The organism is Labilibaculum sp. DW002, assembly GCF_029029525.1.
Taxonomy (GTDB): domain Bacteria; phylum Bacteroidota; class Bacteroidia; order Bacteroidales; family Marinifilaceae; genus Paralabilibaculum; species Paralabilibaculum antarcticum.
This window is the reverse complement of record NZ_JAKJSC010000001.1, coordinates 2051087-2066613: the sequence shown is the minus strand read 5'-3', so window position 1 is coordinate 2066613 and position 15527 is coordinate 2051087. Positions and strand designations below refer to the sequence as shown.

Annotated in this window: 13 protein-coding genes; 11 read left to right on the top strand and 2 right to left on the bottom strand. The window is 32.7% G+C overall.

The features are described 5' to 3' along the window. Positions 1–184 precede the first annotated feature (184 nt). The 11 genes from L3049_RS07930 (at position 185) to L3049_RS07880 (ending at position 12918) form a co-directional block, all read left to right on the top strand. Positions 185–445: a hypothetical protein gene (locus L3049_RS07930; protein ID WP_275109267.1), complete on the top strand. Its 261-nt coding sequence runs from the start codon at positions 185–187 to the stop codon at positions 443–445. A gap of 89 nt (positions 446–534) precedes the next feature. Then, entirely contained in the window at positions 535–801 is a 267-nt protein-coding gene (locus tag L3049_RS07925; protein WP_275109266.1) for a hypothetical protein, read from the top strand. A 129-nt stretch (positions 802–930) separates the two neighbouring features. Beyond that, complete coding sequence (locus tag L3049_RS07920; protein ID WP_275109265.1) at positions 931–1836, top strand: 6-bladed beta-propeller; 906 nt, start codon at positions 931–933, stop codon at positions 1834–1836. Positions 1837–1842: 6 nt separating this feature from the next. After that, positions 1843–2406: a hypothetical protein gene (locus L3049_RS07915; RefSeq protein WP_275109264.1), complete on the top strand. Its 564-nt coding sequence runs from the start codon at positions 1843–1845 to the stop codon at positions 2404–2406. Between the two features lie 282 nt (positions 2407–2688). Further along, positions 2689–2925 carry an NVEALA domain-containing protein gene (locus tag L3049_RS07910; RefSeq protein WP_275109263.1) on the top strand — a complete coding sequence of 79 codons (237 nt, stop codon included), beginning with the start codon at positions 2689–2691 and terminating at the stop codon, positions 2923–2925. Positions 2926–3053: 128 nt separating this feature from the next. Continuing rightward, positions 3054–3392, top strand: coding sequence for a hypothetical protein (locus tag L3049_RS07905; protein ID WP_275109262.1), 339 nt, complete (start codon positions 3054–3056; stop codon positions 3390–3392). 111 nt (positions 3393–3503) lie between these two features. Further along, entirely contained in the window at positions 3504–4439 is a 936-nt protein-coding gene (locus L3049_RS07900; protein WP_342753452.1) for a BF3164 family lipoprotein, read from the top strand. Then, positions 4436–5041 (top strand): hypothetical protein, encoded by a 606-nt coding sequence (locus L3049_RS07895; RefSeq protein ID WP_275109261.1) that lies wholly within the window; start codon positions 4436–4438, stop codon positions 5039–5041. Before L3049_RS07900 ends, L3049_RS07895 begins: the two co-directional genes overlap by 4 nt. A 101-nt stretch (positions 5042–5142) precedes the next feature. Next, positions 5143–8175, top strand: coding sequence for an efflux RND transporter permease subunit (locus tag L3049_RS07890; RefSeq protein WP_275109260.1), 3033 nt, complete (start codon positions 5143–5145; stop codon positions 8173–8175). A 119-nt stretch (positions 8176–8294) separates the two neighbouring features. After that, entirely contained in the window at positions 8295–9725 is a 1431-nt protein-coding gene (locus tag L3049_RS07885) for a TolC family protein (RefSeq protein WP_275109259.1), read from the top strand. A 58-nt stretch (positions 9726–9783) separates the two neighbouring features. After that, positions 9784–12918, top strand: a complete 3135-nt coding sequence (locus tag L3049_RS07880) for an efflux RND transporter permease subunit (protein WP_275109258.1) — start codon at positions 9784–9786, stop codon at positions 12916–12918. A gap of 604 nt (positions 12919–13522) precedes the next feature. Here L3049_RS07880 and L3049_RS07875 read toward each other — a convergent pair. Together L3049_RS07875 and L3049_RS07870 are read right to left on the bottom strand one after the other, a co-directional pair. Then, positions 13523–14797: a type II toxin-antitoxin system HipA family toxin gene (locus tag L3049_RS07875; protein ID WP_275109257.1), complete on the bottom strand. Its 1275-nt coding sequence runs from the start codon at positions 14795–14797 to the stop codon at positions 13523–13525. Continuing rightward, positions 14781–15113 (bottom strand): helix-turn-helix transcriptional regulator, encoded by a 333-nt coding sequence (locus L3049_RS07870; protein ID WP_275109256.1) that lies wholly within the window; start codon positions 15111–15113, stop codon positions 14781–14783. Before L3049_RS07870 ends, L3049_RS07875 begins: the two co-directional genes overlap by 17 nt. Positions 15114–15527: the final 414 nt, after the last annotated feature.

Below are 15527 nucleotides of genomic sequence, written 5' to 3'. Positions count from 1 at the left end.
AAGGAGGTAATACGGCAAAGATATATGAAATAAACCATTGATCCCTAGAGGAAATCTCTAATGAGATAATTATTTTATAATGGTAATTTGTTTTGCAAAAGCAAAACACCTCATAAGACATCAAAAAATAAAGTATCAAATTATTTCTCGGGAAGTAGAACTTCTCAAAAATAAATTAAAGATTATGAAAAAAATAATTGGAAGTATAGTAATTATAGCACTCACTGTAGCTATAAATATAAATCATTCGATAAATGACTCTAGTAATTCGAATATCGATTTAGCAAGTTTAATAAGTTTAAATGCTTATGCCAGTGGTGAAACGGGATATTCATGTACTGTTAAATCAGTTTGTCCGATCAATGGATTTGTAAAATGTACAGGTCAAAAATGTTCTAGAGGATCTGGGTATGTTTCATGTGATGGAAACAGAACAGATTGTTAATTGTTATAAAAAAGTAGTTTGTCTTTCAAAAGTGATATCCCTCGAAAGAAACAAATTATAAAATTATTTCTCGTAAAAAAATAAAAATTATGAAAAAGACAATAGGAAGTATAGTAATTCTAGCATTTACTGTTGCTATAAACATAAATCATTCGATAAATAACTCTAGTAGTTCGAATATCGATTTAGCAAGTTTAATAAGTTTAAATGCTTATGCTAGTGGTGAAACAGGATACTCATGTACTATCAGCACTACTTGCGACACCATGGGATCAAATGTTGAGTGCACAGGTATAAAAACGTGTATTAAGGGGTGGAGATACGTTAAGTGTGATGGGAATTCAACATATTGTTAATAATAAAGGAAGTATTGTTAAGTCAATACTTCCTTTAGTAAATTTTGGTATATGATTATACAAAAGAATGTTATTAAATTGTTATTTGCCTGTTGCCTATTAACAGGATGTACACAGAAGTCAATTAAAGTGGAAAAACTAAGTCTAAAAAGAGACACATCTTTTTATAAACTTTCAGACAGTACTTATTTTTCTGATGTAAGAGGAATAGTTGCAAGCAACAATAAATTCTATTTTACGGACTATAAAAGAAATCAGATTTTAATTTTGAATAAAGATCTAAAGTTAATTAGAACATTAGGCTCTGGGGGTAAAGGTCCTGGAGAGTTTATTGGGGCCGCTCATATTACTATTTTTCAGGATACATTATATATATTAAATGATGGCAAACAATCAATAGAGGTTTATGATAAGAATAAATATATAAGTACTATCAAACCAACAATATCGAGTGCGTATTTACCAAATACTAGTTTTGTCAAAAATAAGAATGGTTTATATTTATCAAATGTAAGCATGGGTACTAGCATAGTTAAACTCTCTTCACTCGGAAAAATAAAAAAAATTGGATTAGTTCAACAATATAGAACAAAAAAAGAAACGTATGTAAAAAACAAAAAACATCTTTTAAATAATAAAGAAAATATAATAGCAGTATCAGACAATAAATTAAATATTGAAATATATAATAGCGAAGGTGTTATCCTTAATAAATTAAATTTCGAAAATATTGCTATTTTGAAAGATCGAATGACTCTTATTAATAAAGAAACCCCCAGAGAAAACGGTTACTACGAACTAATCTCTTATGCCTATATTTTTAATGATAAGTTATATTTATTACTAACAACAAATAAAGGAGTTAAGGTTAATACAAACAATATTTTGGAAATAAAAATCAATAACAATAATTTTGAAATAACTCGAATATTAAGTTTAGGAAAAGGTTGGTTTACTTCATTTTGTGTTACTGAAAACCAAATTCTTGCATATGATGGTCAAAATGGAGAAATGGTTAAATTTAAATTAAATTAAATTTTTATGAAAAATCTTTTAATTTGTATCATTATACTTTTTGCTATTTTCACGTCATGTAAAAACAACAACAATAATACAACAGATAAAACATTGTCAAAATATGACATCATGCTTAAAGCTCAAATAGAGGAGATTAAAAATAAAGAAGTAAAATCCCTAATTTCTATCTTAGATAGCACAACTAAGATTTCAAATAAAACTATTTTTCTATATAATGGTTTTGATTGCCAAACATGCATTGATATTGGATTTGAAATATCAAAAATGATTGACTCGGTTTTAAACAAACAAGTGGTATATATAATATCTACATCTGCAAATGTTGGACAAGACCAATTAAAAAACAATTATAAAAAATATGTTTACATCGATGAGAAAGATGTAATTCGGAAAGAACTAAAATTTATTTATACTCCTGTTTTTCTTTCATTTGACTTTGAAAATAAAATAAAAAACGTTTTTTTTCCTAATTATAAAAATAGAAATTTAAAAGAGGAAAAGGCTTTCATTAGAAGTTGTATCGAAAAAGAAAATAAAAAGTCAAAATTAAATAACACTATCCCGTAAAGTGTATAAGTTATTTTTTTTAGGGTTTGACTTTATTGTCTGACTCTAATTTATATGATTAAACAATTGTATTTTGAAAAAATACGTAAGAAAATGACAGAAGCTTGTTGCGCCTTAGAAACAAAACAAAGCTCCTGTTCGGGCTCCCTCCAAAATTAGAAAGGAGGTAATACGGCAAAGATATACTAAAAAAAGAAAAGGTTCATGTGACCTGTGCTGTGAAAGGATATAATCGGCATTTAGCTAAAATGAATTAGGATAGTTTTTATCCGTAATAATAAAATGAAATTAACAAAATATTTATTTGCAGTAGTTATCGTGGTAACAATAAGCCTAAATTTCTTTACCAATTCTTCAACAGATCAGTATAATGCTTTAGAAATGATGAACGTGGAAGCTTTGGCGAGTGGTGAGGGATCAGGGGGATATATTTGTGTTTCACCTCCAAGAGAATTGTGTATTTTTATTGAGAGGGATGGACAAATAATACCTCTTTATGGATATAGGAGTGCCAATTAATTTTTCTAAATCATTTTTGATAGAAATTTTTTTATATGTATTGTTGGTAGCATTCATGCTACCAACAATACTCTTGAGGATAGGTTTTTGCTAGTCAAAGCAAAACAATTAAACAAAATACGAATAAGATGAAATTACTTGCAATTACATTAGTTATGTTCTTTTCAATAGAGGGGCAGATTCCATCTGGAAATATTATGAAAGGTAAAGTAGAGGATTTTTTTTATAATAAAAGAGAGCATGTTGTTATTCTCAAATTTGAAAATGAAGGCAAAGAAACAAAGACTATATCTATTGGATTATTTAATCGAGGTACTCTAATGGAAAATTGGGATAAAATAAGCATTGGGGATTCAATATATTATCAACTAAAATCAAATACTTTTCATATACTTAAGTATGATGGTCGTGAAGGGGGTAAAAAAATCAAAGTGTATTTTAAAAATAAACCAAACGAATTAAAATGATGATAAAAAAAATAGCTTGTTTTATAATTGTATTACTTTCATTTTATTCATGCAATGAATACTCATCTTTTGAGGAATTTGAAAATAGTTTTCCTTTAAAAAGAGAACTTAATTTTCAAAAAAATAGGGCATGATAAAGATTTATTTGGAGACCCAACTAATTTGAGAATCTCGGATTCTTTACTATTTGTTTTAGATCCCGATTCTCGTAATTTTATTAAGTTAATTAGTTTGAATAATTTATCCTTAATTAAAGATTTATGCTTAAAAGGTAGAGGTCCAGAAGAATACGGGATGATATGTCGGTTTGAATTATTAGAACCTAGGAAGATTGGTTTTTATGATGATTTAAATACTACTTACTATGAGGCAGATATAAAATCTAATCAATATAATCTGAAAACAACTTTGAACAGAAACCTTAAAATTGAAAAAGAACGTGTTGCAAATACTGTGCGTGTAAATGATTGTTTTGTAAGTTCAGGATTGTTTCAAAATAAAGGAAGATTATTAATAAGTTCAATGGATAGTATTGGTTTATGTGAGTATGTTGACGATTATCCGATTGATGATTATCCAAAAATGTCGACAATGAATAAAGGAATGGCTTATCAGACACATTTCACCAATAGTATTAATGGTTATTTTACAGGATATACATTAGCTTCTGGTGAGATATTTTTTTATTCTAAAAATGGGAATGGTATTGTAACGGAAAATGCTTACCAATTATTTACACCAAATTTTACACCTAATTCAAATTTCGGTTATGGTGTTGTTTTTGCTAAGGAATCCTGTACAGGTTTTTTAGATGTTGTAAGTAAGGATGATTTTATTTATGCATTATACTCAGGACGTACTCGTAAGGAATTTGGAATGGAAGCGTATATGGGGAATAAAATATTCATTTTCACACATTCAGGAGTACCTGTTGAGTACTATGAACTTGATGTGGATATTAGAACTTTTGATGTTGATGAAAATGGGACTATATATGCTTTGACAATAAATCCTTACCCACAATTGGTAAAATTCCCTACAAAATGAATGTAAAGTGTAAATTATCTTATCCTTTTGGATTAATAATAAGTTCTGTTATTCTAATAATGATATTGTTTAGCGCCTGTAACAGAAATAAGAAAAGTCAAGAATATGCTAAAATAGTTAAATATTGGATGAATCGAGAATTGGTTTTACCAAGCGATACAGTAATTATTGGAGCTATTGGTCGCGATTTTAACTTAGAGTGTATTGATAATAAAGAATTCAAAATTGTAACAAGAATTGATGGAGACTGTTCTGTTTGTATCGATGAGTTATTAGAGTGGAAAAAAATGGTGCAAGATTACGGCAGTGAATTAAATTTATCATTTCATTTTTATGTAGCTACAAACAATTTTGAAATTTTCAAGAAAATAAATAAAAGTACAATTAGGTTTCCATATCCTCTTATTTTTGATCGCTTAGATGATTTAAGAATTAAAAATAACTTAAAAAAAGACAAGCGCTTTAATACTTTTCTTTTGGATAGGGATAATAGGGTTGTATTAATAGGAAATCCGATACGTAATAAGAAGATTAAACAATTATATTTTGAAAAAATACGTAAGAAAGCTGTTGAGTATTCTCAAGATGAAAGAGGGGGCTAAATCATATTTTTTAGTTTCTAATTACTTCATAGTATATGTTTACTATACAAATGTCAAGATATAGCTATGTGTAGTCTGTCTTGTTAAACCCTAAAAAAACTATGGTTCGATTCCTACTTTCCCGCCCCATTGCTGTTACAATGACCTTTATTGCCATTCTCTTGTTGGGGGTGGTATCTATTGGGCTATTGCCAGTGTCCTTAATGCCTGATATTTCGATACCGGAAGTCACGGTACAGATGAATTATAAGAATTCATCAGCCCGCGTACTCGAAAATTCGGTTGTAGCTCCCGTCCGTCGGCAATTGATGCAAGTGGCTCATCTCGAGGATATATATAGTGAAACCCGTGATGGAAGTGGAATAATTCATTTGAAATTAGCCTACGGAAGTGATATTAATTTAGCCTACATCGAGATAAACGAGAAAATTGATCGGGCCATGTCTTCCCTGCCAAGGGATATGTCACGACCTAAAGTGATCAAGGCCAGTGCAAGCGATCTGCCGGTATTTCATCTTAATTTGAGTTTAAAGCAAGATGGCAATGAGCAAAAATTTATGGAACTGAGTGAATTTGCCGATGCTGTAATTCGAAAGAGAATAGAGCAAATGCCCAAGGTGGCTATGGTTGATTTAACAGGACGTAGTTTTCAGGAAATATTAATTGTACCCAATGAATCACAGATGAAATCATTGGGATTTACCTTGAAAGATCTGGAGACACTTATTCAAGAGAATAACATCGATTTTGGAAATTTAAGTATTCGTGATGGCTACTATCAGTACAGCATTCGTTTTTCGTCTCGTTTGAGAAACAAACAGGATATTGAAGCACTTTACTTGAAGGCCGAAGATCGGGTGATTCAATTGAAAGATTTGGCTCAGGTAAAAATTATTGCTCAGCCTCGAAAAGGACTTGCCTTAATTAATGGTCAAGAAGGTATTTCATTGGCCCTAATTAAACAATCTGATGCTCGCCTTCAGGAAATGGAGGAGGAGCTAAAAGAGATGGTTGGGGTTTTTGAGAAAGATTATCCTGAGATTGCTTTTGAAATCTCTCAAGATCAGACCCGATTGTTAGATTATTCAATTAATAATTTGAAACAGAGTTTGTTGTGGGGAGCAGGCTTGGCTTTTTTAATTATGTTCTTTTTTCTGAAAGACTTTAAAGCACCCTGGCTTATTGGTGTATCCATTCCGGCCTCTTTACTTATTTCTCTTTTGTTTTTCCATATTGTAGGCTTGTCATTAAATATCATTTCATTATCGGGTTTGGTATTGGGTATTGGAATGATGATTGACAATTCAATTATTGTAATTGATAATATTGCTCAATATAGAGCAAGGGGAGAAAACCTGTTAAATGCTTGTGTTAAGGGTACCAATGAAGTGATTCGACCACTTTTGAGTTCTGTTTTAACTACTTGTGCGGTATTCATTCCCATGATTTTTATTTCGGGAATTGCAGGAGCTATGTTTTACGATCAGGCTATGGCTGTAACCATTGGTTTGTTTGTTTCACTTTTGGTTTCAATTAGTATACTGCCAGTGTATTACCGTCTATTTTATCTGAAACAAAGAAGTGGAAGAATGGATCGCTTTGTTTCAAAAATTAGTGGTCTCGATTATGAGAATCTTTACGAAAAAGGCCTTCGTTTGGTATTTCGAAATCAGTTGGTTTCTTGTGTATTCTTTTTTATGTTTATTGTTGTTGGGGTGGTTTTGATTTCTAAAATGGAGAAAACTCGATTGCCAAAGGTTGAGCAACATGAATTGATGTTGCAGATAGATTGGAATGCCCGAATTCATGTCGATGAGAATAAAAAACGTGTGAAGGAATTACTTGCCTTGGTGGCAGATTCTCTTCAACAGTCAACAGCCTTAGTTGGTAAACAACAATACCTGTTAAACAAAGAACAAGAATTTTCCAGTTCTGAAAGTAGATTGTATTTGAATGTAGAAAATGAAAAACAGACGCATGAGGTGGAAAATGTGTTGCGTAATTATTTGGGAGAGAAATATTCTTCTGCCAGAATTCAATTTTATCCCCCTCCGAATTTATTTGAGCAAATTTTTGGTAGTAATGAAGCTCCTTTGGTTGCCAGACTTAGTGTACAAAAGAATGAGGAAACTCAACAAGTAGCCTTATTGAAATCATTAGAAAAAGATTTCCGAATGTATTTTCCGGATCAATTGGAGATGTCGCAAAGTATGCAGAAGCAATTGCAATTAACCATTGATCCTGTTCAGTTGCTAAGTTATAACCTGGAGCCAGATGTGGTATATCAAAAGTTGCGAACAGCTTTTAACGACAATCAGTTGGCTGTGATTAAGGAGAACCAGAGTTTTGTGCCAATTGTTTTAGGTGAGGGACAAAAGCAGATTTCTGATATTTTGGCACAGACCTTTGTTCAGAATTCCGAAGGAGATGATTATTCTATGAGTCAATTAATCAGAGAGGAATCTCGTAGTAGCTTGAAAAGTATTATTGCTGGGAAAGAAGGGGAATATCTCCCATTTAATATTGATATAAAGGAATCGGAATTGTTATCTTCTCAAAATAGGATTCGAGAAATAGGAAGAAAGTATCCAGGTGCTAATTTATCCTTTTTGGGAAGTGTTTTCTCAAATAAGGTGTTAATAAAACAACTGGGTCTTGTATTGGTAATTTCTCTACTACTGCTTTACTTTATTTTGGCTGCACAATTTGAATCATTAAGTCAGCCACTAATTGTATTGTTAGAGGTACCAATAGATGTTGGAGGTGCTTTGTTCCTTTTGTGGCTGTTTGGAGGTAGCTTAAATTTGATGTCTCTAATTGGAATTATCGTGATGTCAGGAATCATTATTAATGATTCTATTCTGAAAATTGATACGATTAATCGTCTTCGCAAAGAGGAGGGGTATGGATTGATTCGTGCTATTAGTATGGGCGGACAGCGAAGATTAAAGCCCATTTTAATGACTTCCTTAACTACGATATTGGCTTTGATGCCCTTTCTTTTTACAAATGGTTTGGGGGCCGATTTGCAAAAACCTTTGGCTATAACAGTTATTGGAGGCATGGGAATTGGAACCATAGTTAGTTTATATTTTGTTCCCCTTTGTTACTATTATTTGAATAAGAGAAAATAATTCCCGTTTAGTAGCAATTTGCTACTGTCGGAAATTAAGTTGTTACTAACAGTTTTAAGCTGATTGAATAAAATATATTACTTATGCTTCAAAAAATAATTTTATTAAGTGTGATATTGATGAGTCTTATATCAGTACAAGCTCAAAAACAAAATCTTACTTTAAATCAAGTATTGGATAGAGCTCAAAGTAATTCTTTAGATGCCTTTCTTCAAAAAAACACCTATTTGGCTAGCCGATGGGAATACAAGGCTTATGTGGCCGATGGTTTACCCAGTTTAAGTTTAACTATGAATCCTTTTAATTACAATCGATCTTTTACGGAGAGGTATAATTCGGTAACCGAATTGGATGAATATAAAGAACAGCAATCTTTGTATTCTTATGCAAACATGACTTTATCACAAAATATTAAACTCACTGGCGGTACTATCTATATCGATTCTGATTTGGGGCGATTGGAGAGTTTTGGTGCGAGTAGCAGTAAAAGTTATAGTTCTACTTTTGTTCGGGTGGGTTTATCTCAACCCTTGTTTGGTTTTAATGAATTTAAATGGGAGAGCAAGCTGGAACCTTTAAAGTTTGAGATTGCAAAAAAAGAATATTTGCTCAATTTACAAAATGTGAATGTAACAGCCGTTGGATTATTTTTTGATCAGGTTCTGGCTCAGTTAAACGTTGAGATGGATAGTTCTAATCAGGTTAATGCATTTGCCTTATACGAAATGGGGAAAAAGAGGTTTAAGATTGCCGCAATCAGACAAAATGACTTATTAAACCTGGAATTGAATGTTCTAAAAGCAAAAACAAGTCTGGCAAAGTCATTAAAAGAATTGCAACAAACAAAGTTTGATTTGAATGTATTTCTGGATTATAATGAAAATGAATCTAAGTATTTGGTTTTGCCTGATGCTGTTCCTGAATTCATTATAGATGTTAATATGGCACTTGAGTTGGCTTTTAAAAATCATCTTCTTTTACTGGAAGAACAGCAAAACATATGGGAAGCTGATATGGAAGTGGATGAGGCAAAAAAAGCTCGTCGTTTTCAAGCCGATCTTGTGGTAAGCTATGGTTTGAATCAAGAATCTGAAACATTCAAGAATGCTTATCAAGACCCTATAAATCAGCAAAAAGTACAGCTAAGTTTAGAGATTCCTCTTTTGGATTGGGGAAAGCGGAAGGGGACTTATAAAATGGCACAAAGTGATCGGGAGGTAATTCGTTTGTCTTCAAAACAAAAACGGATTGATTTTAAGCAAGATGTGAGCCGTAAAGTTATCGATTTTAACCTTCAGAGGGAATTGGTTTACAACGCTCAAAGAGCCGATGAAATTGCCGGTAAATCTTATCGGGTTACTCTGGAACTTTTTAAAGAAGGGAAAGCTAGTGTTTTGCAATTGGATGATGCTTTAAATAAACATGATGAATCCAGAGTGCAATACATTACGAGTTTAAAAAATTATTGGGAATATTATTATACCATTCAGATGTTAACATTCTACGATTTTAGATCAGGAAAACTCTTAGAAGCAGAATTTAATTTCTAGTTTTTATTCGCAATCAGTTATAGATATATCATCATGAAATTTTAAAAGCCATACCCAAATGTCTTCTAAGCGAAACGTTTCCTTCTCAATTATCATTATTTTTATTGTTCTGTTTATTATTGGATGCAGTCTTGTGCCTTTATTGAGTGTAAAACTGAATCCATCACGTGAATTACCAGGTATTAAGGTTGCTTATTCGTGGGCAAAGTGCAGTGGGCGAATTCTTGAAAAAGAAGTAACTGCCCGACTTGAGGGCGTTTTTAATTCCATAAAGGGCGTAAAGGAGATTAAGTCGCAGTCGTCTTCAGGTCAGGGTAACATTCAAATATCCTTTAACAAAGGAACCAATATGGATGTGGCTCGTTTCGAAGTAGCGACCTTAATTCGGCAGGTGTATCCAGAATTGCCTGAAGGAGTCAGTTATCCGTTTATAAAGGTGAAAACAGGAAATGAGGAGAGTAGTTCTTTATTGGTGTATACTTTAAATGGAAGTTCTAGCCCCTATTTTATCCAAAAATATGCTGAGGAAAACCTTGTACCACATATTAGTTTGCTAAAGGGCATAAATGATATCAAAGTTTATGGAGCTAATCCTTTCGAATGGGAAATCTGTTACCAAACTAAGAAATTACAGCAATTGGGTATTAAGGCAAATGAAGTACAAAAAGCGGTAAGTAATTTTTTTGACAGCAAAGAATTGGGAGTTGGTTGGGAAACTACTTCCGAAATGCAAACGCCCATTTTAAAGCAGGTGTATTTTTCATTTCGTAACAATACTGAATTTAAACCTGAGAGAATTCCTGTAGGAAAAGTTGAGCAAAGAATAGTTTATTTGGGAGATATTGCCAAAATACGTTATAAAGAAAAAGTGCCAGATAGTTATTTTCGGATCAATGGATTAAATACAATTAATATGGTTGTATCTGCCGAGAAAACAGCTAATCAGTTGGATTTGGCTAATAAAGTAAAAGCAAAGATCGAAGAGATGAAGACTGGTTTGCCTGCTGGTTATTCAATTTTATTAAGCTACGATACTACTGAGTTCATTCAAAAAGAATTGGAGAAAATTGCTTGGAGAACAGGCTTGTCTTTGCTGATCTTATTACTGTTTGTACTATTGATTAGCAAACGCTGGCGCTATTTATTATTGATTCTGATTAGTTTGCTGATTAATTTGGCAATTGCGGTGGTTTTTTACTATTTGTTAGGTTTGGAGCTTCATCTTTATGCCATGGCTGGGATTACTGTCTCCTTGGGGATGATGATTGATAGCAGTATTGTAATGATTGATCATTTGCGACATCAGGGCAATAAGAAGGCTTTTTTGGCAATATTGGCTGCAACACTTACTACCATAGGTTCTTTAAGTGTTATATTTTTTTTGGGCGAGGAGCAAAAAATTAAATTAATTGATTTTGCTTTGGTAATGATCATTAATCTGGCAGTATCCTTAGCAATTGCTCTGTTCTTAATTCCGGCTTTGTTGCAAAAATTACCTCTTGCACCAAAAAAGAATAAACTGTTTTTTCGGAGGAAGAGGAGGGTGTTAATTTTCACAAATATTTATGCCTCAGTACTTTTGTTTATGAAACGCTGGCGGGTGGCTTTTTTGATAATAATTGTGCTGGCTTTTGGTTTACCATTGCATTTACTTCCCGAAAAATTGGATGGAGATGGTTTTTGGGATGGTGTGTATAACAAAAGCTTTGGTTCTTCTTGGTATCAGGATAATGTAAAAGAAACTGCAGAAAAGGTGTTGGGGGGAAGTTTGCGGCTTTTTGCACAGAATGTATTTGCCAATTCCTTTTACAGCGAACCGGAACGCACCAAATTGAATGTTAGAGGAAAAATGCCTGAAGGAGCAACCCTTATTCAATTGAATGAGGCGATAATGCTAATGGAGAATTTTTTGTCGAAGTTCGATGAAATCGATCAATTTCAAACTTCGATCTATAATTCACGAAACGGACAGATTCAAATATTGTTTACCCAAGAGGCTGAAAATTCATCCTTTCCCTATCAATTGAAAAATTTAATTACGGATAAGGCCATTAGTATGGGGGGAATGGATTGGGGAGTGAACGGAGTAGGTCGGGGATTTTCCAATGAGATTTCAACAGGAAATGGAAACTCTCACATAACTTTGTGTGGTTACAATTATGAACAATTGTATGCCTATGCCGAACGCTTGAAAATGGAATTATTGAAACATTCACGAATTAAGAAAGCAGATATTGTAGGGCGTGTGGGTTGGCATTCTGAGTCAAAACACGAGTATAGATTTTATGTAGATGAAGGTTTAATGGCAACTTATAATTCATCTTATAGTCAAGTTTACAATTACTTAACAGAAGTTTTAGGAGCTGGAAACTCTCAGCAATTTCTAATGGGAGGAGAATTAAAAACGCTTAGAATGGTATCCGATCAGGCTGGAGATTTTGATATGTGGCAACTGCGTAATTTGCCCATTCCATTAAAAGATCGAAGTCTGAAATTGCATAAATTAGCACAAATAAAAAAGGAGCGTACGGGCAATAGTATTTATAAAAAGAATCAAGAGTATCAGTTGGTTATTCAGTACGATTTTATTGGGCCACACCAGCTTGGTAAAATTGTCTCAGACGAGCAGATAAAAAAAACACAACAAGTGTTACCTCTTGGTTATCGGGTCGAAAAATCAAGTTACGGATCATGGTGGAATAATGAAAATAAAACATCCTACTGGCTAATTTTATTGGTTGTTGGTATAATCTATTTTATTTGTTCCATTTTATTAGAATCGCTTCTTCAACCTTTAGCGGTTATTGGAATGATTCCCATCTCTTTTATTGGGGTGTTTGTTACTTTTAGCTTATTCGAGCTTAATTTTGATCAAGGGGGCTATGCTGCGTTTATTTTACTGTGTGGTATCTCTGTAAATGCAGCATTATATATAATTAATGATTTAAACAATCTAAAAAGATTGAGACAGAAGAGAATTGATTTAAAACTTTATTTAAAAGCGTTTAATCATAAAATCATTCCTATTCTATTAACCATTATTTCAACCATTTTAGGACTTATTCCCTTTTTGGTGTCCGGACAAAACGAAGTGTTTTGGTTTGCTTTGGCGGCTGGTACTATTGGAGGTTTATTGTTTTCATTATTAGCAATTATTTTTTTCTTGCCTTTATGGTTTATAAGAGCGAATTAGTAAATACAAATTAAACAGTTTTTTTGACGATGTATAGCATATACATTGGTATTTATCTTTAAAATCTATTTTAGGCATTCATTTACAATGCAATAGCTATTCTCATTGCAACAGGAGTACTGTACCCTTTCAACGAATTCCTTTTGAATTTAATGATAGTAGGAATGGTCATGTCTCAGATTTACATCTCATTACTCATTAATAGTTTAAGATTAAGAAAACATTCAATCAATTATAAAAGGATGTTAATGGATCTGAAAATAGAAGTGTTGATATTGCTTATTTAAGTGGTTTTTGGATTTATATAACTGATAATAAGGGATTATCAGGAATTTTCAGGTGTTGTTTTTAATTATCAAGATGTTGGTTTACAGAAGAAAATAAAAAAATGAGGTATAATGCTGAATATAAGGAATGATATCATTCAATATCACAACAAAATTTATGGTGTACTTGATATTTCCATATCTTTTGAGAAGGAAGAAACCATTCAACGTAATCGCTAAAAGCATAAATCTTCTTTCGTTTTCCGTAGTTTGAATTAAGGAATTAAATCAAATGCTTTAATATGGAGCAAATTTTTATTAAAAGATTGATTGTTTTTTTATGCTTTACTAAAAGCAACTGCCATTAATTCTTGTTCGGTTCTCGAAATATTATACTTAACACTTAAGTTTCTCCATTCTTTTACAGCAGTCCTTACTTCTTGTATAATTTGTTTGGCGTCTTTTTCAGAAAGACGAAAATATTGGTGCACTTCTAGGGCTAGGTCAAGATTGAGGGAATTATCATCTTCTGAAATATTTAAGGATAGTCCTGTACCTGTTGCTACAGGGTTAATATCATAGGCTGGCGAGAGTAACCAACCTTCATTAGAATATATGAATCCATGATTTCTTAGGTGGTCATCGGTGTTCGACACACAGATATTGAATACAATTCTTCGCCAAAGTTCTTTTAAATCTGTCCAGATATTAGCCCCGTGAGTTGAAATAAATTCGACCAATTCCAGGTAACTAATTCCATCTTCATGATTAGCTCCATCGGTATATCCTAAAAGAGTCATTGCTGATGCAAAATGAATACGTTCCCCTTTATCTGTACGATCGAATCGTTTTGATAAGAATGTATGGTGATCACTAGAGAATATTTTTGCCATACCTTCAGCGACATTTAAACCTGCTTTTTTGGCTAGTTCGTTGGTAATCATCTCCCAAGCGCCAATATTTGTGTCGTCATTTTTGCTAGGGAATTTAGCAATCCAAGGATGCTTGTTATTGTCTAATACTCCAGCTTTAGGTCTTGCTCCTCCAAGTGATGAGCCTGGAGCGATTAATAGGTTTAACCACTTCAAATATTCTGGATCATCAACAATATCATGCTCTTCGAGTCGCAAACTGATTTCTTCCAATTCTCTAATTGATGTCCATGGTGGGGTAGCTAATTCATTATTGGCATTAAGAAATTCACCATCAATAGAATCTTTAAATCTAATGGCTCCCATTCGATGCTTGTCATACACTCCCAAAAGATAATCTGTTTCGAATAAAGTTTTAGCTGGTCGATCTTCGATCCTAGCCAGAGCAAGTTCCCTTCTGCGCATTAGTAGCCTTCCCCAACGATCGGGAGAGGAATCAAGGAATATTCCAAAATTTGATTTGTTCTCATCATTTATATACTGAGGTCCTGAATAGAGTTGTAGATCGGGGTCGAGGATTTGAATATGAGGTGATTTGATCCAAATTTTATCGTATTCAAAAGAAAAAATTTCTTTTCCTCTTAATCGCTCAGAGCTTAGGATGCCCATGAGAGTTGGGGTCTGCAAATTGAGCCAATCTGCATAAACAAATATTTGTTGCTTACTATTTCTCTTGTTCATCTCGGTTTTTCTTTGGAGCTCTTGTTTTTGTTGTTATTGAAATGTCTTGTAGTTTTCGACCCAGCGTATCATCCTTAGCGACTTTTAATAGATCTTTTTCTAATCCTAAAACGAATAAGACTTGAAGATAAGCCCTCATGCTTGTATTTGCCGCACCCTTTTCAATGGAGAGTAAGGTAGGACGGCTGATATTTGCACGTTCAGCAACCTGCTCAGCACTTAATTTTCGTCTTAAACGTGCTAGTCTAATGTTTTCACCTAAATCAGTAAGAATTCTTTTTGATTTGGGTAATAAGATGATCTTGTTTCTGCCCATAATGATAAATAGTTTTTACAAATATAGTAAAATTTGTAAAAAGTATTTCGCTTTAAATATATTTCACTTTACTATTAGCAAATTGAAGAGAAATTTTTTTTGACTAATTATGAACTCAATTTCAATTATTCAGTAGCGGAAATAATTTGAGAATTCCCAAATCTTAAGCATCCTTCAATTAATTTAATTCAAATTACAAAAGGAATCGGAATAAATGGGATCGTGGGTTTATGGCAAATTAAAGAACAAGTGTTTTTACCGCTTATTTGCAATGAATTTTCCTTTCGAAGAATGAGAATGGAGTATTCATGCAAAAGAGAAAAATTAATTACAGAAACTCTTGTGCAATGATTTGTTGCGTTTATGCCGAAGTCTTTTTTAACCGCAGGCTTGTTTGAATTCAATAGAACATCT